Annotated in this window: 22 protein-coding genes; 9 read left to right on the top strand and 13 right to left on the bottom strand. The window is 72.0% G+C overall.

Annotated features, from left to right (window positions below):
* The first annotated feature begins 68 nt into the window (after positions 1–68).
* Both ABEB28_RS29895 and ABEB28_RS29890 read left to right on the top strand, forming a co-directional pair.
* Positions 69–752, top strand: a complete 684-nt coding sequence (locus ABEB28_RS29895) for a helix-turn-helix domain-containing protein (RefSeq protein WP_345731580.1) — start codon at positions 69–71, stop codon at positions 750–752.
* A gap of 85 nt (positions 753–837) precedes the next feature.
* Positions 838–1,215 (top strand): YkvA family protein, encoded by a 378-nt coding sequence (locus ABEB28_RS29890; protein WP_345731579.1) that lies wholly within the window; start codon positions 838–840, stop codon positions 1,213–1,215.
* Here ABEB28_RS29890 and ABEB28_RS29885 read toward each other — a convergent pair.
* The 4 genes from ABEB28_RS29885 to ABEB28_RS29870 form a co-directional block, all read right to left on the bottom strand.
* Positions 1,196–2,080: a ferredoxin family protein gene (locus ABEB28_RS29885; protein ID WP_345731578.1), complete on the bottom strand. Its 885-nt coding sequence runs from the start codon at positions 2,078–2,080 to the stop codon at positions 1,196–1,198. The genes ABEB28_RS29890 and ABEB28_RS29885 overlap by 20 nt on opposite strands.
* On the bottom strand, positions 2,074–3,435 hold the full coding sequence (locus ABEB28_RS29880; RefSeq protein WP_345731577.1) for a cupin domain-containing protein: 1,362 nt from the start codon (positions 3,433–3,435) through the stop codon (positions 2,074–2,076). Before ABEB28_RS29880 ends, ABEB28_RS29885 begins: the two co-directional genes overlap by 7 nt.
* Positions 3,432–3,818, bottom strand: coding sequence for a BatC protein (locus ABEB28_RS29875; RefSeq protein ID WP_345731576.1), 387 nt, complete (start codon positions 3,816–3,818; stop codon positions 3,432–3,434). The genes ABEB28_RS29880 and ABEB28_RS29875 overlap by 4 nt, the downstream gene beginning before the upstream one ends.
* A gap of 108 nt (positions 3,819–3,926) precedes the next feature.
* Positions 3,927–4,295 carry a hypothetical protein gene (locus ABEB28_RS29870; protein ID WP_345731575.1) on the bottom strand — a complete coding sequence of 123 codons (369 nt, stop codon included), beginning with the start codon at positions 4,293–4,295 and terminating at the stop codon, positions 3,927–3,929.
* Positions 4,296–4,538: 243 nt separating this feature from the next.
* On the opposite strand from ABEB28_RS29870, the gene ABEB28_RS29865 reads away from it, so the two are divergent.
* Positions 4,539–4,964, top strand: a complete 426-nt coding sequence (locus ABEB28_RS29865) for an ATP-binding protein (protein WP_345731660.1) — start codon at positions 4,539–4,541, stop codon at positions 4,962–4,964.
* 5 nt (positions 4,965–4,969) lie between these two features.
* Here the strand turns inward: ABEB28_RS29865 and ABEB28_RS29860 are convergent, their stop codons facing one another.
* A complete protein-coding gene (locus tag ABEB28_RS29860) occupies positions 4,970–5,803 on the bottom strand; it encodes an Fpg/Nei family DNA glycosylase (protein ID WP_345731574.1) in 834 nt (277 codons plus the stop codon).
* 32 nt (positions 5,804–5,835) lie between these two features.
* On the opposite strand from ABEB28_RS29860, the gene ABEB28_RS29855 reads away from it, so the two are divergent.
* Complete coding sequence (locus ABEB28_RS29855; RefSeq protein WP_345731573.1) at positions 5,836–6,288, top strand: hypothetical protein; 453 nt, start codon at positions 5,836–5,838, stop codon at positions 6,286–6,288.
* Between the two features lie 31 nt (positions 6,289–6,319).
* Here the strand turns inward: ABEB28_RS29855 and ABEB28_RS29850 are convergent, their stop codons facing one another.
* The 3 genes from ABEB28_RS29850 to ABEB28_RS29840 are packed head-to-tail and all read right to left on the bottom strand — an operon-like array spanning position 6,320 to position 9,074.
* Positions 6,320–6,808: a ribose-5-phosphate isomerase gene (locus ABEB28_RS29850; RefSeq protein ID WP_345731572.1), complete on the bottom strand. Its 489-nt coding sequence runs from the start codon at positions 6,806–6,808 to the stop codon at positions 6,320–6,322.
* 23 nt (positions 6,809–6,831) lie between these two features.
* Positions 6,832–7,785, bottom strand: coding sequence for an alpha/beta hydrolase (locus ABEB28_RS29845; protein ID WP_345731571.1), 954 nt, complete (start codon positions 7,783–7,785; stop codon positions 6,832–6,834).
* Positions 7,782–9,074 carry a DUF1015 family protein gene (locus tag ABEB28_RS29840; RefSeq protein ID WP_345731570.1) on the bottom strand — a complete coding sequence of 431 codons (1,293 nt, stop codon included), beginning with the start codon at positions 9,072–9,074 and terminating at the stop codon, positions 7,782–7,784. The genes ABEB28_RS29845 and ABEB28_RS29840 overlap by 4 nt, the downstream gene beginning before the upstream one ends.
* Before the next feature lie 200 nt (positions 9,075–9,274).
* On the opposite strand from ABEB28_RS29840, the gene ABEB28_RS29835 reads away from it, so the two are divergent.
* Complete coding sequence (locus tag ABEB28_RS29835; protein ID WP_345731569.1) at positions 9,275–9,919, top strand: hypothetical protein; 645 nt, start codon at positions 9,275–9,277, stop codon at positions 9,917–9,919.
* Positions 9,920–9,983: 64 nt separating this feature from the next.
* On the opposite strand, the gene ABEB28_RS29830 is transcribed toward ABEB28_RS29835, so the two are convergent.
* Positions 9,984–10,613, bottom strand: a complete 630-nt coding sequence (locus ABEB28_RS29830) for a mycothiol-dependent nitroreductase Rv2466c family protein (protein WP_345731568.1) — start codon at positions 10,611–10,613, stop codon at positions 9,984–9,986.
* A gap of 292 nt (positions 10,614–10,905) precedes the next feature.
* Between ABEB28_RS29830 and pepN the strand changes: the two genes are divergently transcribed.
* Positions 10,906–13,449 carry an aminopeptidase N gene (pepN, locus tag ABEB28_RS29825; RefSeq protein ID WP_345731567.1) on the top strand — a complete coding sequence of 848 codons (2,544 nt, stop codon included), beginning with the start codon at positions 10,906–10,908 and terminating at the stop codon, positions 13,447–13,449.
* A 208-nt stretch (positions 13,450–13,657) separates the two neighbouring features.
* Here pepN and ABEB28_RS29820 read toward each other — a convergent pair whose 3' ends face one another.
* Positions 13,658–14,071, bottom strand: coding sequence for a DUF5130 family protein (locus ABEB28_RS29820; protein WP_345731659.1), 414 nt, complete (start codon positions 14,069–14,071; stop codon positions 13,658–13,660).
* A 25-nt stretch (positions 14,072–14,096) separates the two neighbouring features.
* The gene (ctaJ, locus tag ABEB28_RS29815) at positions 14,097–14,411 is read right to left on the bottom strand and encodes an aa3-type cytochrome oxidase subunit CtaJ (RefSeq protein WP_345731566.1); all 315 of its coding nucleotides are present in this window, start codon (positions 14,409–14,411) and stop codon (positions 14,097–14,099) included.
* A gap of 180 nt (positions 14,412–14,591) precedes the next feature.
* Here ctaJ and kynU point away from each other — a divergent pair, with 180 nt between their 5' ends.
* Both kynU and ABEB28_RS29805 read left to right on the top strand, forming a co-directional pair.
* Positions 14,592–15,836 (top strand): kynureninase, encoded by a 1,245-nt coding sequence (gene kynU / locus ABEB28_RS29810; protein ID WP_345731565.1) that lies wholly within the window; start codon positions 14,592–14,594, stop codon positions 15,834–15,836.
* 241 nt (positions 15,837–16,077) lie between these two features.
* Complete coding sequence (locus ABEB28_RS29805) at positions 16,078–16,416, top strand: cupin domain-containing protein (protein WP_345731564.1); 339 nt, start codon at positions 16,078–16,080, stop codon at positions 16,414–16,416.
* A 37-nt stretch (positions 16,417–16,453) separates the two neighbouring features.
* On the opposite strand, the gene ABEB28_RS29800 is transcribed toward ABEB28_RS29805, so the two are convergent.
* Both ABEB28_RS29800 and ABEB28_RS29795 read right to left on the bottom strand, forming a co-directional pair.
* Positions 16,454–18,286, bottom strand: coding sequence for a protein kinase domain-containing protein (locus tag ABEB28_RS29800; RefSeq protein WP_345731563.1), 1,833 nt, complete (start codon positions 18,284–18,286; stop codon positions 16,454–16,456).
* A gap of 110 nt (positions 18,287–18,396) precedes the next feature.
* Positions 18,397–18,915 (bottom strand): HNH endonuclease, encoded by a 519-nt coding sequence (locus tag ABEB28_RS29795; RefSeq protein WP_345731562.1) that lies wholly within the window; start codon positions 18,913–18,915, stop codon positions 18,397–18,399.
* 188 nt (positions 18,916–19,103) lie between these two features.
* Here ABEB28_RS29795 and ABEB28_RS29790 point away from each other — a divergent pair, with 188 nt between their 5' ends.
* Positions 19,104–20,165 carry a mechanosensitive ion channel family protein gene (locus ABEB28_RS29790; protein ID WP_345731561.1) on the top strand — a complete coding sequence of 354 codons (1,062 nt, stop codon included), beginning with the start codon at positions 19,104–19,106 and terminating at the stop codon, positions 20,163–20,165.
* Positions 20,166–20,182: the final 17 nt, after the last annotated feature.

Genomic DNA, 20,182 nt, shown 5'->3' with positions numbered 1-20,182 from the left:
CCGCCACGCAGCGCCGGATAGGACGTTTCGGCACTGGCGTCCGCCGTCCGGACGCTTAGGCTCGAAGCGTGTTGCACGCACCCTCCACCGCCACCGAGCTCGTTCTCTCGGTCTGCTCGCCGGGCGAGCCGGAGCTGGTCGCGCTCGGCCCCCGGACCCGGGCGCTCTACTACCGGCCGAACGCCGAACCGCTCGCGCCTCGGTTCCGGCTGACCGCCGGCCAGGCACGCGCGGTGGTCGGCGTTCCGCTGACCGAGCTCGCCGACCGGGTGGTTCCCCTCTCCGAACTGCCGGCTATCGACGCCGGGCAGCTGGTGATTCGCTGGTTCGACGTCCCCGGTGAGCCGGGCACCGCACTCGGGCCGTACCTGGCCGCCACCGCACCGGACGCCGAGCGGGAGACGCGGTGGGTCCGTGCGGCCGCCGATCGCCTGGTCGGCACCGCCGGGCGCCCGCCCGCCGGGGTCGCCGCCGTCGCCGACGACCTGGGGGTGAGCGAACGCCACCTGCGGAACCGCTTCGCCGCGGCGGTCGGCGTCTCGCCCAAGCACTACGCGCGGATCGAGCGGGTCCGACGCCTGCTCGGCCGGATCGGATCGGCGCCGTGGGCCCGGCTGGCGACCGAGGCCGGGTTCTACGACCAGTCACACCTGGGACGGGAGTTCCGTCAGCTCATGGGCGTGCCGCCGGGTGCCTTCGCCGCCGGCCACACGCCGCCGCCGAAGGGCTGCAGCACCGCCACATCCGACTGACGGAACAGGCGCGCGACGGGTCACGTTGCTGAGACGGGGTATCAAGGAACCAACAACGCCGTCTCGACCATCGGAGGTGTCCTGGATGGCTCGCACCGCAAGTGGGTCCCTGCGGCGTAAGACTCGGCTCGCCGCCGCCGCCAAGGTGGCGAAGGAAGCGTCCCGGCCGGGCTCGCCGTCGATCGCGGCCCGCATCGGCGCGATCCCGCGGATGATCAAAGCGTCGGCGTCCGGCCGTTACCCGGGGCTGTCCCGGCTCAAGCTGGCGCTTCTCGGGGTCGGCGTCGCGTACGTCGTCTCTCCCATCGACGCGATGCCCGAGGCGTTCATGCTGCTGTTCGGGCTGGCCGACGACGTCGCGGTCGCGGTCTACCTGGCGGGCGCGCTGTTCGCCGAGACCGACCGATTCCTGGAGTGGGAGCGCACGGTCGTACCGCCGACGATCAACGGCCAGGCGTACTAAGAGCGACCTGCTCGAAGATCCGCGCGGGCTGCGGTCGGTCGGCGGCACAGGTCAGCATGGCCGGCGCCGACCAGCCCGCGCGGACGGTGATGGTCGCCCCGTCCAGCCGCACCCGAACCGTGCCGTCGTCCAAAGTCTGGGCGCCGAGCGGACGCAGCGCGTCGATCCGGTCGTCGCCGGTGGCGAGGCGGGCGTAGTGCTGGGCGGCCTGCACGGCGGGCGGGAACGCGGAGCGGCCGCGTAGGTACTGGGGCACCAACCGGCCTGCGCGGTACGCCTCGGCAACCGCCAGGGCCGTGCCCGGATCGAGCGTCCCGTAGTACAGGCCGTGCGGCAGCAGGACGAGGTTCGCGGAGAAGCGGTCACCGCCGACGTGCGAACACTCCCAGGTGCTGCCCGGACGAGCGGCGTCGAGCGCTGCGGCGACCGGCCGTCCCTCGACCGCGCAGCACGTGTCGTGCCGCCCGTGGGCACAGACCAGTTGGACCGGCTCCGGAGACGCCACGCCGGTCGGCTCCAGCGGGACGTCGAGTAACTCCCGCTCGTCGGTGAACGTCCCCCACCAGACGCCCTCGCGGCCCGGTCGGGCATCCACGAGCGCGTAGGCACGGTCCGCGGCCGGCCGGGCGCGCCCCGGGCGGCGGATCAGCACGGCGCGGAAACCGGCCGAAGTCGCCCGCTCGGCGATCCGGAGCAACTCCGGGGACGCCTCGAACGCCCGCCGCGGCCAGGGACCGCCGTGTTCGATCAGCAACCAGCGTTCGCCCGGCGCCGCAGTCGCGAACAGCTGGTCACCGCGCGCTCGAGCGGTCACCGAGCACCGCGGCTTCGGCTCGGCCCGCGCCGCGGCGGGCAGCGTCACCACGCGCCGCCGCCCCGCCCCGGCTCCGCCGGGACGACGCCCGCGTCCGCCGGAGCGCCGCCATCCGCCGGGACGTCCGCGCCGGCGGCGTCGGCCTCGGAGAACGGGACGCAGATCGCCTCGCGCAGCAGACGACGGACGAGCACCAGCCGGTCGTCCGGATCGAGACCTGGCAGCTCACCCACGCGCACCGGCACACCGGACAGCAGGGTCTTCACCGCCGGAGCGGTCAGCGCCGGGAGCGTCAGCGTCCGGTCCGGCAAGCGGAGCACCACCGACCCGTCCGCGCGGCACGAGGGCGAGCACGGCAGGTGCCGGCGGAGCCGCACCGTGCTGTCCTGGCCGAGCAGGGCCACGGCGTCGGCCTGCGCCAGCGGTGGCACCGGCTCCGGGCGGCTCTGCGGCCGGACCCGGGCGCGCAGCCGGTCGGCCACCGCGGCTGCCCCTTCGGCGCTTCCAGCCGCGGTGTGCAGCCACTCGGAGAGCGCGTCGACCACGGCGGTCAGCTCCGGCGCGACCGCGGTCGGATCGTCGAGGTCGAGACCGAGCGGCAGCGATTCGCGCAGCGCCGGGACCTCGGCCGCCAGCGCGGCGAGCACGTCGACGAGCGCGTGCCGGGTCACCGGGTGGACTCCGACCGTGAGGTGCACCGACGTCTCACCGAGCGCCTGCGCCGAGTGCAGCCAGCCGCGCGGCAGGTAGAGCGCGTCGCCGGGGCGGAGCACGGTGTCGATCACCGGTTCCTCGGACGCCCGTGCGGCGACCGCCGCTGCGCGTGCGTTCCACGGCTGATCGCGCAGCGGGTGCTCGAGCACCGGCTCGTGTATCAGCCAGCGCTTCTCACCGGCCACCTGCAGCACGAACACGTCATGGACGTCGTAGTGCGCCGCGAAGCCCTGGTTCTGCGGCGGGGTGACGTACGCGTTGATCTGCACCGGGTGGCCGAGGTCGGTGGCGAGCTGCTGTCCGAAGTCGACCAGCGGGGGCCAGGTGCGGTGGAGCGCCTGCAGGACGATCGTGGCCCCGTCGACGAAGAGCTGCAGAACACGCTCGTCGACGACCTGATCGGCGATCTCGGCACCAGCGCCCGCCGGACCGGTGTAGCGGCTCGGGTCGATGACCGCCCCGTCCTTCGCCAGCCGGATGAACGGCGTCCGAAGCCCGCGGCGGGTGAGCAGTTCGTCGACGGCGCGGAGTCCGAACAGATCGGCGTAGTCGCCGCCGACGCTCAGGAGCGGACGGCGGGACCAGTTCTCGGCGGCGAACCGCTCCGGTGGGACCGATACACACCGCCGAAGCGCCGGACGACCGGCCGGAGAGCCGGTCGTCCGGAGCGGATGCACGTTCTCCGCGGTCACAGCCGGGTCGCACCACCGTCGTCGGCACCGCCGTCTGCGCCACCGTCGTGCACGCCCGGCGTACCGGCCGCACCGGCGTCCGCCGTGCCTTCGGCGCCGCCATCGGCACCGCCGTCAGCGCCACCGTCGTGCGTACCCGACGCGCCGGCCGCGCCGCCGTCCGCAGGACCTTCCGCGCCGCCATCGGCACCGCCGTCAGCGCCACCGTCGTGCGTACCCGACGCGCCGGCCGCGCCGCCGTCCGCAGGACCTTCCGCGCCGCCATCGGCACCGCCGTCAGCGCCACCGTCGTGCACGCCCGGCGTGCCCGCCGCTCCCGCGTCCGCCGTGCCTTCGTTGCTGCCAGGACCCGAGGTGACGATGTCGTCGTCGCTGAGCGCCATGGGGGTTCCTCTCTGTGCGGGGCCGGCTGTCGTGCCGGTCGAACGTCGAGGCATGTGCCCTAGTCGCGGTACCGGCAAACGCTGGTCGCGTTGGTTGCTTTCACCAACTCAAGCCGCCGGGACCTCGGGGCGCTCGTCCAGCGGCACCGGCGGCTCGGCCTCGAGCTCCAGGAACCAGCGCAGCGCGTGCTCCACGCCGTTCACGTAGTGCGGATCGGATCGGATCGGCGTCAGCGCCGACACCGCGCCGGCGAGCAGCACGTCGCAGAGCCGGATCTCGGCGGTGATCGCCTCCGGATCGACGGGGCCGGCGCCGAGGCCCACCGGAGGTGTGGCCACCGAGCCGGTGGCCCAGTCGAGCGCCGCCCCGGCACCGCGAAGGAATCGGCTGAATTCGGGGCTGACCGAAGGCTGTGTGTTGGTCGAGTACGCCGCGAGGGCCCGGCGTTCGTTCTTCACGATGACGTGGTCCCGCATCGAACTTCCTTGTCTTCCTGGCAGAGGGCCTTGTGGGCCCACCACTCGAGCTGACACCTGCCTACCCCTGAGCATTGTCGAACGAACGGCGGCGAGGTTTCGTATATGTCACATCCCGATCCGTACCGTTCAAGAGTCCCGATTCGTCCGGCGCGGACGACCACAGATGGCTACAGGCACACCCAGGCGTGGGTGGTGTATGACAAAACGGCACACTAGGAATGAACGACCCCGTGCCCCGCGATCTGGAGGAGGTGCCCGATCCGCGCCCAGATCGAGCTGGAGCCCGTCGCCTGGAGCCCACGACTGGCCCGGCGGTTCGTCGCTGACACGCTCGGCCCCCGCGCCGACGTCGACCTCGTCGACGCGGCGGAACTGTTGGTCACCGAGCTGGTGACCAACGCGGTGGTGCATGCCCGGTCCCGCGCCCGGGTGCTGATCATTACTGCCCGCGACCGCTCGGACGTTCGAATCGAGGTGCACGACGACGCCTACGAACCGCCCCGGATGGGTAGCTTCGATCCGGACGCGGTGTCCGGCCGAGGTCTCGCTCTGGTCGACGCGATGTCCGATCGTTGGGGGGTGGAACCCGGCGGACCGGCCCACCCCGGAAAACGGATCTGGTTCGAGCTACGGGTACGGGCGCCCCAGCCGAGCGTGATGTGCTGACGGACTCACTTCTGGCAGACCGGGCACCAGTAAAGGTTCCGTGCCTCCACCACGGAGGTCTGCACCGGCGTGCCGCAAATCCGGCACGGGCGTCCGGTTCGATGATAGACGTAGCGCCCCACGCCCCGATCGCGCTGCGGTCCGCTGCCGATCGGGTCGGTGGCCCGCTTCTTGTCCTCCGGGCGCAGCGTCAGGATCCGCCCCAGCCGGACGCCGTCGGCCATCAGCACGACCAGGTCGTCCCAGACAGCGTTCCACTCGTCCACGGTGAGGTCGCGCCCCGCCCGGTACGGGTCGATCCCGGCGCGGAACAGCGCCTCGGCGCGGTAGACGTTGCCGACGCCGGACAGGACGTCCTGCCGCATCAGCAACGCGCCGATCGACGTCCGGCTGCGGCCGATGCGCTCCCAGGCGAGAGCGGGGTCGGCGTCCGCGCGCAGCGGGTCGGGGCCGAGCCTGGCCAGTAACGCGTCCCGCGCCGGGTCGTCGAGGACCTCGCACGCAGTCGGTCCGCGCAGCTCGGCCCAGGCCGGCGCGAGCACTCCGCGCCGCAGCCGGCCACCGGTCAGCAGCAGCCGGATCTGTCCCCGGGGCGCGGGCGGGTCGCCCGCGCCGTCGGTGAAGGTCCCGTAGAGACCCAGGTGGACGTGGAGCCAGCGGTCACCGTAGTCGTGGAACAGGTGCTTGCCGTGGGCGTCGGTGCGCCGGAGCACCAGCCCGTCGATCGCCGCCGCGCCGGCCTCGAAGCGTCCCTGCGGGCTCGACGCGCGCACCGGAGCGCCGGCGAACAGCCGCTTGTGCCGCCGGGCCAGCCGGTGGATCGTGTGGCCTTCGGGCACTTCTCGGATTCTCCTCGATCGGGGTTCGCAGGATGTCGGACGATTCGGCGAAACCGTCCCCCGCCGACGCCGCGGCCGCCGGTTCCGCACCCGCTGGGCGCCCCCCGGCCGCTGGGCCACCCGCCGCGGAAGCTCCGGCCGGAGAGTCCTCTCGGCACCGGCACCGAACGCGGCGACGACGCGAGCCGCCGGCCGAGACGGACGCCCCGGCTACGACGAACGCCCCCGCCACGACCGCCCGCACCCGGGCATCCGACGCCGGAAGCGACGTCCGGGAGGCCGACAAGATGCTGCGCGGCCTCGTCGGCGCCGGACCGTCGCTGCTCAGCCTGGACGCAGCGATGCGAGCCCGAGACGCGTCCCGCCCCACCGACGACGACCTGGCCGAGGCGGAGCAGAGCCTGACCGTCGTCCGCCGCCAGTACGTCCCGACCGAGTCCCTGCCGCCGGGCATCAGACCCGCGGCCCGTCGACCGAATCCCTGACCCGGCGTAGGGCCCGTCCAGGCCGAGACCGTCAGCCCCGGTCCGGGCCGGCCGCGTTCAGGGGCGGGAGCTGCCCGGTGCGCTCGTACTCGGCCAGCAGGCCGATCCGCCGGGCGTGCCGCTCCTCGCCGCTGAACTTCGTCTCCAGGAACGCCTCGACGATCGTGGTGGCGTCCTCGACCGAGTGCATCCGCGCCCCGATGCCGACGACGTTCGCGTCGTTGTGCAGGCGGGTCAACTGAGCGGTCTCGATGTTCCAGGCGAGCGCCGCCCGTACCCCGGCGACCTTGTTCGCCGCGATCTGCTCACCGTTGCCGGAGCCGCCGATCACCACGCCGAGACTGCCCGGATCGGCGACCACCCGCGTCGCCGCCGCGAGGCAGAACGGCGGGTAGTCGTCCTCCGGGTCGTACTCGTGCGGCCCGATGTCGACGACCTCGTACCCTGCGTCGGTGAGGTGGCCGACCAGGTGTTGCTTCAGCTCGAATCCGGCGTGGTCGGAGCCAAGGTAGACGCGCATACCGGCATCCTCTCAGGCGGTGCTCACGCCATGCTGACCGGGAACGCGATGGGATCCAGTACGTCCTTGATCGCGATCGCCACCTGGTCCACCGCGGTGCGCCCGGCGTCGTAGACCGCCATCCGCCGGAAGAAGCCGTGCGGCACACCGAGGTACCGGGTGGTGACCACCGGGACGCCAGCCTCGGCGAGCGCGTCCCCGAACGCCTCGGCGCCGTCCCGGAGCACGTCGAACTCCGCGGTGATGATCAGCGTCGGCGGCAGGCCGGACAGGTCCTTGATGCGGGCCGGTGAGATGTCCTCGTTGTCCGGGTTGGCGCCTCCGAGCCACGTCTTCCAGGCCCAGTTCATCTCGGCCACCGACAGCCCGTGCTCCACGCCGGTCTGCGGGTCGGGTCCGAGCGGCGGCTCGGGGAACGGCTCGACCGGCGGGTAGATCAGCGCCTGGAAGTCGAACGGGACGTGGGCGTCCCGGGCCCGGCGAGCAAGGATCGCGGCGAGCGTCCCCCCGGCGGAGTCCCCGACGACCGCGGTCCGGGTCACGTCCAGGCCGAGTTCGTCGGCGTGGTCACGGACCCACGCCAGCGCGTGCACGGCGTCCTCGACCTGGGCGGGCCACGGGTACTCCGGCGCGAGCCGGTAGTCGATCGCCACTACCGCGCAGTGCGACCGATGAGCCAGCCGTCGGCAGGCCGCGTCGTGGGTGATCAGGCTGTCGCCGACCCAGCCGCCGCCGTGCAGGAAGAACATGACCGGCGTGCCGCGTCCGCCGCGGGGGTTGTAGAGCCGGATCGGAACACCGTCGGCCTCCAGGTCGACGACGATCGCCACCGGCACCGGCGGACCGCCCAGGGCCAGCGCGTTGTCGTTCTCCGCGGCGCGTGCTGCGGCGATGTCCGCGAGAGTCGGCTCGGGCGCCGGGCCCGGTGGAATGGTTTCGCTGGCGAGGTCTGCAACAGCTTGTGGGTGCAGGTTCATCGCGACAACGCCTCCGGTTGAGCATCGGCGGTCCGCTCGCCGCCTGATGGTGAAGCCTCCCGGTCGGGACCGGGAGGAGCAGCTGGGCCTGCAGCGCCGAGGTCGGCGTGAACGTCGGCGAGAACCAGACCGGTCCTCGCCTTCGGGGTGAACCACGTGCTCTTCCGCGGCATCGTGGCGCGGGCCAGGTTGACGTCGACGAAGTCCTCGACCGTCACCGGGGCGAGCAGCACGGCGAGCGCGGCCCGCCCGGCGTCCACCTCGGCGGCCAGCCAGCCGGCTGGGTAGTCGCCGCCGATGTAGGAGATCGAGGGGTGATCCGGCGTGAGGCCGAGCACCTGCCGGACCAAGAGCTGCTCGACGATCGTGTGGTCGAGGCGGTCGACGACGCCACCGACGGCGGGCGGGAGCGTCACCTCGTACGTCCGGCCGTCGGCGTAGAGCACGACGGTGCCGCGGGCCGGTGTGCTCGGGCGTCCGTCCACCGCGCGCACACCAGCGCCCGAAGCGCGCAACCGGTCGAGGGCGTCCGGCAGCGGGATCGGCAGCTGCCGCAGCAGTCGCTGGTAGGGCTGGATCGTCGCCGAGGACGCCGGCGCCACGACGGCCAGGAAGCGGGAAAGCCCGGCCTCCTGCGCGGCGAGGCTGCGGTGGTTGCCGTCGGCGACGACCAACTCCCCGGCGTCCGCCGCCGCGAGCAGGGCGTCGCGATCGGCTCCCGGGCCCACCAGCCACACCTCGTGGGTCAGCCCGTGCTGGTCGACGTCGGTCGCGGTCGGCTCCCCCAGCCTTCCGACGACGTCCGCGAGCGCGTCGCGAAGCGCGTCGCCGTCGGCCTGGACGAGCAGCACCGGGCTGGTCAGGACGCCGAGCGTCCGGATCAGCGCGGTCCGCTCGGCGACCTTCGCGGCGAACACTTCTTCGTTGCGGATCACCCGACCCGGCGCACCCGGCCCGGCGGCGATCTCCGCGGTGTCGACGAGGCAGAAGACACCCAGGAACCGGTCGCCGATCCGGTAGACGGCGATCGCGTCCGCGAACGGCGTCAGCTGACCACGCTCGACCAGCCCGTCCAGCCGAGCGGACGCAGCGGGCAGCGCGGCGGCGAAGTCGAGTCCGGCGGCGGCAGCCTCCGGCGTGCGGTGCGGCATCTCCACCCCGAGCATCGAGTCGGGGTTCGCGGCCACCAACGCCGTGATCTCCGCGTCGTCAGCGAATTCGTCGTAGTTCTGTGCGCCAGTTTTGCCGGTGGAAGCCCATCCGACCGGTATGGGGTGTAGTGCGCTCATTGCCCCCACGCTACCGCGCTGATCAGCAGGGACATCGTCGCGGGGGCGGCGCGTCGTGCGCACGCGTAGCTCCCCGGTAGGTCGTGCTTCACGGCGCCTCGCTCTCGGAAGGCGCGACCTTGGGTATGGGCGCGCCGTACGCGGGGGACGTGCGCTATGGCTTACCCCGACATCCATGGCTCAATCTGGGGAGGATCCCGATGGGTGACAGGACGACGTCAGTCGCTCCGCGGACGGCGCCGGTGCTCTACTCGGCCCGCACCGTGCACGGCCTTCGGCAACTCCTCGGCGATCTGCTCGCGGTCGGGCTGGTGTGGTGGGCCGTTCGGCTGCAGGGTTGGGTCGACGAGCAGATCTCCAAGCTGGCTGCTCCGGGCCAGACGCTGCAGGAGGCCGGGAACGGGTTCAGCGGCGGGCTGTCCAGCGCCGGTGACAAGGTCGGACGCCTTCCCGGCGTGGGCGACGACCTCCGCGAGCCGTTCGACCGAGCGGCCGGCGCGGGTGACCAGGTCGCCGAGGCCGGGCGGACGCTGCACGACACGGTCGAGCGCACCGCCACGGTCATGGGCCTGCTGGCGGCGGCGATTCCACTGCTGATCGTGCTCTGGTGGGCGCTGCGGCGGTGGCGCTGGGTCCGGGAGGCCACCGCGGCCCGGCGACTGGTGCGCGGCGGAGCGGACGCGTCGTTCTTCGCGCTCCGGGCGTTGGCCCACCAGCCGCTCTCCGAGGTGACCCGGATCGCCCGGCGCCTGGAGGTGGACCCCGGCGAGGCCTGGCGCAACGGCCACCCCGAAGCCGTCCAAGCCCTGGCCCGCCTGGAACTCACCCGCCTAGGCCTCCGCTGACCGTCGAGGCGTTGCCCGTTTTGGTCCGCGATAGGGCCCAGAAACGTGCAACGCCTCGACAGCGTCAGTCGAAGATCGGGCCGGACGTGCGGGTGCGCTTCAGCTCGTAGAAGCCTGGGGTGGACGCCACCAGCACCGCGCCGTCCCAGAGGCGCGCCGCGGCCTCGCCCTTCGGTGCCGGCGTCACGACCGGTCCGAAGAACGCGACGGTCTCCCCCTCGGGCCCCGGCACGTGGATCACCGGCGTGCCGACGTCCATCCCGACCAGGTCCATGCCGTCGTGGTGACTCTTGCGTAGCGCCTTGTCGTACTCGGTCGACGTCGCTGCGTCGGCCAGCGACTCCGGCAGCCCGACCTCGCGCAGGGCGTCGACCAGCAGCGACGGGTCGTCGAGCCCCACCTGCTGCAGGTGGATCCGGTTCCCGAGCGCGGTGTACAGCGGCAGCACGACCTCGTTACCGTGCGCCTGCTCGGCGGCGATGACGACCCGTACCGGCCCCCACGCCTTCGTCATCATCTCCCGGTACTCCTCGGGCAGCTCCCGGCCCTCGTTGAGCACCGCCAGGCTCATCACGTGGAACGTGACGTCCAGCGGCCGGAGCTTCGCCGCCTCCAGCACCCACCGGGACGTCATCCACGCCCACGGACACAGCGGATCGAACCAGAACCCGACCGGCGTCCTCTGGTCACTCATCAGTACCTCCCGAAGAAAAGCGCTCCTTCGTGCCAGCACGGCGTCCGCCCCAGGAAATTCCCGGTCGCGGGAAAAGCCGTCCGGACCGCGGTGGGTAGGGTCCGGGTGAGCCCGTTGAGACCTCCGTAAACGCCTGGGAGCACGGGGACCGCTGTGGCCCGTCCATCCGGTCAGCAGCGCATCCTCGGCGATCCCCCCGCGTGGGAGACTGGTCGGCACGGCTCGAAGAAGCCAGGGGAGGACGCCGGGAAGCGTCCCCCGCGACTCGGAGCGGCGAAGGAGTACCCGACAGTTGGCCGGTACCAATCTCACCCTCGGCGAAGCCAGGGAACGCGGAGATCTTCTCGACGTCGCGTCGTACCACATCGCGCTCGACCTGACCGACGGCGCGGGTAACCCCGGCACCGACACGTTCCGCTCGGTCACCGAGGTCAAGTTCAGCGCGAAGACCCCGGGCGCGAGCACGTTCATCGACCTGATCGCGGCCGACGTCCGTGCCGCCACGCTCAACGGCACGCCGCTCGACGTCTCGAACTACGACCCGGAAGTCGGCCTGCGCCTGGAGGGCCTGAACGCCGACAACGTCCTGGTCGTCGACGCCGACTGCCGGTACATGAACACCGGCGAGGGCCTGCACCGTTTCGTCGACCCGGTCGACGACGAGGTCTACCTCTACTCGCAGTTCGAGACCGGCGACGCCAAGCGCGTCTACGCCTGCTTCGACCAGCCCGATCTGAAGGCGACGTTCACGCTCGAGGTCACCGCGCCGGAGCACTGGGAGGTCGTCTCCAACAGCGTGGCCGAGAAGGTCGGCGCGGTGGTGAAGTTCGCGCCGACCCCGCGGATGAGCACCTACATCACCGCGCTGGTCGCCGGGCCGTACCACAAGGTCACCGACGTCCACGACGACATCCCGCTGGGCCTGTACTGCCGGCAGTCGCTGAAGACCTTCCTCGACCCGGCCGAGATCTTCGAGATCACCAAGCAGGGCTTCGACTTCTTCCACGAGCACTTCGGGGTCCGCTACCCGTTCGGGAAGTACGACCAGCTCTTCGTGCCGGAGTTCAACGCCGGCGCGATGGAGAACGCCGGCTGCGTCACGATCTCCGAGAGCTACGTCTTCCGCGGCAAGGTCACCGACTACGTCCGGGAGAACCGGGCGAACACGATCCTGCACGAGATGGCCCACATGTGGTTCGGCGATCTCGTCACGATGCGCTGGTGGGACGACCTCTGGCTGAACGAGTCGTTCGCCGAGTGGGCAGCACACTGGGCCGCGGCGGGAGGCACCCGCTTCACCGACTCGTGGGCGGCGTTCTGCACCGACCGCAAGGGCTGGGGTTACCGGCAGGACCAGCTGTCCTCCACCCACCCGATCGCCTGCGACATCCCGGACATGCAGGCCGTCGAGGTCAACTTCGACGGCATCACCTACGCCAAGGGCGCCAGCGTCCTCAAGCAGCTGGTGGCCTACGTCGGCGAGGACGACTTCGTCTCCGGCCTGCGGTCGTACTTCAAGGCACATGCGTTCGGCAACACGACGCTCGCCGACCTGCTGACCGCGCTCACCGAGGCCAGCGGCCGCGACCTGTCGAACTGGTCGGCGCAGTGGCTGGAGACGGCCGGCGTCAACACGCTGCGGCCCGACTTCGCGCTCGCGCCCGACGGCACCTACGCGTCGTTCGCGGTGACCCAGGACGCTCCGCCGGACCACGCCACGCTGCGCTCGCACCGGATCGCGATCGGCCTCTACGACCTGTCGGAGTCGACCGGGCGGCTGATCCGGCGGCGCCGGGTCGAGACCGACATCCACGGTCCGCGCACCGAGGTCGCCGAGCTGGTCGGCGAGCAACCGCCCGCGGTCGTGCTGCTCAACGACGACGACCTCACGTACGCGAAGATCCGCCTCGACGAGCAGTCGCTGGCGACCGTCGTCGACCACATCGGCGGCTTCACCGAGGCGCTCCCCCGCTCGCTGCTCTGGGCCACCGCCTGGGACATGTGCCGCGACGCCGAGCTGCCCACCCGCGACTACGTCCGGCTGGTGCTCAACGGGCTGGCGGCCGAGTCCACGATCAGCGTCGTCGAGACCCAGCTGCGGCAGGTCCGGGCCGCGCTCGCGTCCTACGCCGACCCGGCCTGGGCCCCTTCCGGTTACGAGTTGGTCGCCGAGGCCGCGCTGGAGCGGCTGCGCACCGCCGAGCCCGGCAGCGACGTCCAGCTGGTCTGGGCCCGCACGTTCGCCGGCACCGCCCGTACCGAGGCGCACCTGGCCTACCTGCGTGCGCTGCTCGACGGCACCGAGCAGGTCACCGGGCTGGACGTCGACACCGAGCTGCGCTGGGACTTCCTGCAGTCGCTGGTCGGCATGGGCGCGGCGGGTGAGGCGGAGATCGCCGCCGAGCTCGAGCGCGACCCCACCGACCAGGGCAACAAGGAGGCCGCTACCGCGCGGGCGCTGGTGCCGACCGCCGAGGCGAAGGCGCAGGCCTGGCACCTCGCGACCGAGGACGACACGATCCCGAACCAGGTCGGGCTCGCGGTGATCCGCGGCTTCGGGCACCCGAACCAGGCCGCGCTCCTGGAGCCGTACACGGACCGCTTCTTCGCGGTCGTGGCCGACGTCTGGGCCCGGCGCACCAGTGAGGTGGCGCAGAACGTCGCGGTGCTGCTCTACCCCGCCTGGGCGGTGACCCAGGAGACGGTGGAGCGAACCGACGCGTGGCTCGCGTCCGCCGATCACCCGCCGGCGCTGCGTCGCCTGGTGGTGGAAGGTAAGGATCGCCTGGTGCGCGCGCTCCGGGCTCGCGCCTGCGACGCGTCCGCTGCGAGCTAGATCTACGCCTGCAGGGCGAAGGCCGGTCGCTTCCGCGACCGGCCTTCGTTTGCTTTCCGCCGAGTCGTCCCGCCGCGCCGTAGGTGGTTGCGCGCCCACCCTCGGGTTGCTGGGGGTGTGCAGGGCGCGCGCTCCGGCTGGGCGTTGTGCGTTTCGGCGGCGTATACGCGGCCGAAGTGCACAACGCCTCGACGCCGCTGCGCCCCAGCTAGCGGCGAAGGCCTTGGCGGGCGGCGCGGTCGGCGAGCATGCGGAGGCCGGTCACGATGCCGCCGGCCAGGTCGCCGCCTTGGAACGCGGCGCGCATGGACATTCCGGCGAGCTCGCACGCCCGGTCGGGGATGCGCTTCGCGGCCCGGTGCCCGGTGACGATCTCCAGCGCCCGCTGGTTCGGCGACACCGCGAGCAGCACCGAGTCCGCCGGCGCGGGCAACGTGTCCAGCAGCGCCTCGGCGGACTCGCGCAGCGGCTCGTCGAGTGCACCCACGTAGACGCTGAACGTCAGCCCGGTCTCCCGGTCAGCGGCGGTGAGCGCCTCGTCGATCCGGAACAGCTGCCGCGAGCTGAACGGACCCGCCGCAGCGGCACCGTTCGCGATCGACGTGAGCTGGCTGGCCGACAGCTGCGAGGCCGGGATCTCCGGGGAGTCACCACGTGCCACGAGCGCCTCCCTTCGGACCGGAGTTGGGGATCGTCACCGTCTGGTCGGCAACGCCCTCGGGCGCCGCGCCGGACTGCAACACGCCGCGCGCCGCGGTCCGTTCGAGAGCCGGGCGCTGACCGTCGACGGACAGGCTGGTCGGCGGAGCCGCCAGGAACCACACGGGGGTGAACTCGAACGGCATCCCCGGCCGGTAGCGCGGGGTGCGGTTGCTGCCGGCACCGAGCGTCAGCATCGCGAGGACGCCCGCCACCGCCAGGGGGATGAGGACGAAGACGAGTGTGGTCTCCAGCACGGACATCGGGAGCTCTCACTCTCTTAGAGCGAGCGGACGTGTGGACGCCGCTTACGGTAGCGGAGCACTGCCCCGCCGCATGTCAGGGTGTCCGCCCTTGTACCCCGTGAAGCCGCTGTTGCACTTCTCGTACCGGAATCCGAGGCGCTCCCGAACATTTCTCCAGCACCGGGTAACCATGGAGCTGTGCTCACCTCGCCGACCATCCTGGACGATCAGGACCCGCTCGCCCGATTCCGCGCCGGGTTCGTACACGCCGATCCCGATTTGATCTATCTCGACGGTAATTCGCTCGGCCGCCTTCCCCGCACCACCGCGGACCGGGTCGCCACCGCGATCGCCGAGGAGTGGGGCCGCGGCCTGATCCGGTCGTGGTCGCACTGGATCGACCTCGCGCGTGCCGTCGGTGACCAGATCGCGACCGGGGTGGTCTCGGCGCGGCCCGGGGAGGTGCTGGTCGGCGACTCGACGACCGTCAACCTCTACAAGCTCGCCGCCGCGGCCCTGGACGCTCGCCCCGATCGCCGGGTGATCGTCCTCGACGACGACAACTTCCCGACCGACCTGTACGTACTGCAGGGGCTCGCGGCCGCGCGGAATTTCGAGTTGCGGGTCGTTCGGGCCGACATCGACGCCGGGCTCGACGTCGACACGATCCGGGCCGCACTCGACGAGGACGTCGCCCTGCTCTGCCTGTCGCACGTGGCCTACCGCTCCGGCGCGCTGGCCGAGATGTCGACGATCACGGACGCCGCCCATCGGGTCGGCGCGCTGGCGCTCTGGGATCTCTCGCACGCCGCCGGGAGCGTTCCGGTGCCGCTGACCGAGAGCGGGGCGGACCTCGCCGTCGGGTGCACCTACAAGTACCTCAACGGCGGCCCGGGGGCGCCCGCGTTCCTGTACGTCCGGGAGGAGTTGCAGGCGACGCTCCGGCAGCCGATCTGGGGTTGGTTCGGGCAGCAGGACCAGTTCGCGATGGGGCCGACGTACCAGCCGGTCGCCGGCATCGAGCGCTTCGCGGTGGGGACGCCGCCGGTGCTCGGCCTGTACGCGGTGGAGGAGGGCATCCGGCCGGTGACCGAGGCCGGCATCGACGCGATCCGCGCGAAGGGCATGGCGCTGACGTCGTACGCGGTGGAGCTCCACGACGCGTGGCTGGCGCCGCTCGGGTTCCGGCTGGCGTCGCCGCGGGACGCCGAGCGGCGGGGCGGACACGTGAGCCTGTACCACCCGGACGCGTGGCGTATCTGCCAGGCGTTGATCGCCCGGCACGTCGTCCCCGACTACCGGACGCCGGACCGGCTGCGGTTGGGCTTCTCCCCGCTGACGACGAGCTTCGCGGACGTGTGGACCGGCTTCGAACGGCTGCGCGACCTGGTCGCGGCGGAGGAGCACCTGACTTTCGACGCGACGCCAACCCGAGTGACCTGACCGAACCACCGAGCCGCCCACCCCGCCGCCCACCGTGCGCGCCGTGCGCTGGGTGGGCGCATTTCGGGAAGGCCACCTCTCGCGCGCGGCGTGGAGGTTGATTTTCGGGACAGCAACCTCTCCGGACGGGCGGAGAGGTTGATTTTCGGGAAATCCCGCCGCCCAGCCGGGCGTAGCGGCGGTTGGCGAGGGCGGCACCCCCTTACGTCAACGGTATTGACGGGCTGTTTAGCGTCGGGGTGTGAACCCAGTCGCCGTCGCGTCGTTGCAGCTCGAACCGTCCCCGCTCGACCCCGGGCAGATCGTCGCCGGCGCGCCGGTGGTGTCCCAGCGGGAACTCTGGCGCTCCCCGGACGGTGGTACGGCCACCGGCGTCTGGCAGATCACGCCGGGCGAGGTGACCGACACCGAGGCCGACGAGGTGTTCACGGTGATCCACGGCCGCGCAACGATCCACGTCGACGGCGGCCCCACGTACGACGTCGGGCCGGGCGACGTCGCGGTCCTGCACGCCGGCGACCACACGCGCTGGGTCGTGCACGAGACGCTGCGCAAGGTCTACACGGTCGCCCTGGGCTGACCGGCCGAGCCGGGCCGGGGCGGTGCCCCGACCGTGCTCAGAACGGCCAGATGCTGTCCCAGAGGTTCGACCACCACTCGCTGATCATCTCGCCGACGTCGGAGAAGTTGCCGGTCGCGCGGGTGAGGAACACGGTCGCGCAAAGCAGGATGAACGTGCCCGTCGCGAGGTTCTGCACGAGCGTGCTGCGGCGTGATCCCCGGTCGAGCGTCGTACGGATCAGGTGACCGCCGAGCCGTATCAGCCACCACACCCCGAACGCGCCGGCGACCACGAGCACCAGCGCGGTGATCGGCTCGCTGGTGTCGGCGCCGCTGATGATCGCCACCGTGGCGAGCCACAGCAGCCAGGACGCCGCCGCGATGACCACGGAGAACGTGGTGTACGCCTTGCCCTGACGACGGAGCGGGCCGGCGGGCGCCTGGTCACCGCCGTGGGGCCGCTGACCACCGTACGGGTCGTCCCGCTGCTGCGGTGGTGCGCTGGGCGCCTGGGGCGGGTAGCCGTAGCGTCCGTCGCCGTCCTCGTTCCGCGGCTGCCGAGGACCGACCTTGGCTACTCCGCTGGGAATCTTCGGTCCGACCGGCGGGCCGGACTGCGGCGCCGCGGGCGGGCCGGACCGCGGCGCGCTCTCCCCGGCCGCTCGGTAGTCGGGCAGCGGCGCCGTCGGATTCGGCACGGAGGGCCGCCCAGGCGGAGCCGAGCGGTTGGCCCCGGAGGGAGCGGGGGGCGCAGAGGCGGGTACCGCAGCGGCGGCCGCGCCGACCTTGGCCGCGCCCTTCGCTGCCGGGACGGACGCCCGCGCCACCGGCGCGGCGGGGGGTACTCGCTCCACCCTGGTCGGGGTCGCCACCCGGGTCCGGTCGAGCGGCACTCCGGCGGCCGCCCAGTCGACGTGCGCGCTCGCCGCCGGCACCGCAGCCGCCAGCCGGGCCAGCGTCGCGACCCAGCCCACCAGCTCCGAGCTGAGCGGGCGGTTGGCCGGGCTGTCGTCGAGCGGTGCGAGCAGGTGCGCGGCCAGCGCGGGATGAGCGTCCAGCAGCGGGTGCCTGCGGAGCGCACCGGGCGCGACCAGCGCACCGTCGTAGTGGGAGGTCGCGCGGTCTGCGCGCGGCAGCCAGCCGGTCAGCAGGTGGTAGGCGACCGAGCCGAAGCCGTGCACGTCGTACGACGGGCCGACGACGCCGGTGAAAGCCTCCGGGCCCGCCGACTCCGGCGTGTGCGCGATCGTCGTGATGTGCTGCGGGTCGTGGTAGCGGGCCGCGGTGAAGTCGATCAGGCGAACCTCACCGCTGGGCAGGACGAGGACGTTCGCGGGCTTCACGTCCATGTGCAGGACGGCGCTCTCACCACGCTCGGCCGGGTGGTGGAGCAGCGCGATGGTGCGGGCCAGCCCGGTGAGCACCGTCGCCCCGTTCAGCCGCGGGACGTTCTCGCCACCGGCCTGCTTCGCGACGTGCTGCAGCAGCGTGTGCCCGGGCAGGTAGTCGAGCACCTGGTACGGGATCCGGCGGTCGGTGTCGGCGCCGAGAACCGACGTCGCGTCCGGACGCACCGGTGGGGCGCCGTAGAACCCGTCGACGCGGAGGCAGATGCCGGGAACGTCGCGCGTGTTGAGGTCCATCAGGACCGCGTCGCCCTTGTCCCACGACCGCATCTGGTCGAGCACCGGACGACGGTGGTCGGCACGGAACACCTTCACGGTGACCGGTGCCGAGCGGACGCCGCTGGAGAGCCGGACGCCGCGGAAGACGTCCGCCTGGCCACCGGAGCCCAACCGCCCGGTCAGCCGATACCGCTGACGACCTTCGGGAAGCGGCCCGTCCGGCCCGCAGACCAGGTCGACGGTGTCCGCTCCCACACTCGTCATGTTGCCGTCCTCTAGGTCGCCAGGTTCCTCTCAAGGTACCCGGGGCCTCCCACCACTCGCGGTCACAACCGCCCGGTAGGTCTCAAGCTCAGGGGAAACCCTGACCTTGCCTATGCGGAGGCCTGTTCGGGGATACCCAGCCAGTCGAGCCACAGGGGATCGGGCGTGCGGTGACCGAGAACTCGCCAGGCCACGCCGGTCGGCGCTTGCGGGCGGCGGCGGAGACGCCAGCCCAGCTCGGAGAGCGACCGGTCGGCCTTGATGTGGTTGCACCGCGTGCACGCCGCGACGACGTTCTCCCACACGTGCCGCCCGCCGCGACTCCGCGGGATCACGTGGTCGATGGTGGTGGCCGGCGCGGTGCAGTACACGCAGCGCCCGCCGTCGCGGGCGAACACCGCACGCCGGGTCAGCGAGACCTGGCCGCGGAACGGAACCTTGACGAAACGCGTGAGCCGGACAACTGCCGGCGCGATCACGACGGTGGTCGTACTACGAAGAAGGCCGTCCCCCTCGGTGACGGGGACGGCCTTGTCGGTGAGCACCAGGACGGCAGCACGCCGTACTGGTACCACGCACAATGGTTCGTACGTGGCGTTGAGTACGAGCGATACGGCTGTACCGGGCATCGGATCACCTCCGCTGCGGCAATGATCGCTTACCAGACGCGGTTCTGCACGCATGATCCGGGAGGTACTCGGGTCCCGACTTCGTCACACAAGGGCGTGCGGAGCAGTTCGTCCCGCTTCGTACGGCGCTATCAGAGAGGGGGGTCGGTACGCCACCCAGCCGGGTGCGGTACCAAGGACGCGTGAGCATGCGCATCACCACCGCCGTGCCCTCCTGGTTCGAGGAGTGGCCCACCTTCCTCCGCGATGACGTGACCCCGAACTGCGCCAAGGGCGCTGCCAACGAGGGGTCGGTCTGCGCGTGGGTGTGGGAGGAGACCGGCAGCCGCTGGCTCTCCAACGCCGTCGAGTGGCTGCTCGCGAAGCCGATCTTGGTGCTGCTGATCGTCGTCACCGCGATGATCATCCGGTGGGTCCTGCACCGGTTCATCAACAGTCTGACGTCGGTCGGGAACTCCGAGACCGACGAGAAGACCGACGACGCACCCGCCAAGAAGAAGCCGAAGATCCTGCGGCCGTTCCGAGAGAAGGCCGAGTCGGCGTTGCTGGCCAGCGGCCTGATGAGCGAACGGAGGGCGCAGCGGGCCAGCACGCTGGGTTCGGTGCTCCGCAGCGTCACCTCGATCATCATCTTCATCGTCGCGGGCTCGACGATCCTCGGGCTGTTCAACATCAACCTGGCGCCGCTGGTCGCGAGCGCCGGAATCGCCGGTGTGGCGCTCGGGTTCGGCGCCCAGTCGCTCGTGCGGGACTACCTGTCCGGGATCTTCATGATCCTGGAGGACCAGTACGGCGTCGGCGACATCGTCGATCTCGGTGAGGCCGGCGGCACGGTGGAGAACGTCGGGCTGCGGGTGACGACGGTGCGCGACGTCCGCGGCGTGGTCTGGTACATCCGCAACGGCGAGATCCTCCGGGTCGGCAACAAGAGCCAGGGCTGGGCCCAGGTGGTGATCGACGTCCCGCTGCCGTTCGGCACCGATCTGGAGAAGGCGCACGAGGTGATGACCGAGTCGGCGGCGCGACTCACCGAGGAGGACGACTTCAAGGACGACCTGCTCGCGCCGCCCGAGGTGCTCGGGGTCGAGCAGATGACCGCGACCGGAATGATGCTGCGGGTCACCGTGCGAACGACGACCGCGGCGCAGTGGCGGGTGGCCCGCGAGCTGCGGGCCCGCATCAGCGCCGACCTCGACGCCGCCGGCATCACCTCCGGCATCACCCCCACCCCGGCACCTGCTCCCCAGTGAGCGGCGCGGGCGCCTGG

Origin of the sequence: Cryptosporangium minutisporangium, assembly GCF_039536245.1 — a bacterium.
Classification (GTDB): domain Bacteria; phylum Actinomycetota; class Actinomycetes; order Mycobacteriales; family Cryptosporangiaceae; genus Cryptosporangium; species Cryptosporangium minutisporangium.
This window is presented reverse-complemented; position numbering and strand designations above follow the sequence as displayed.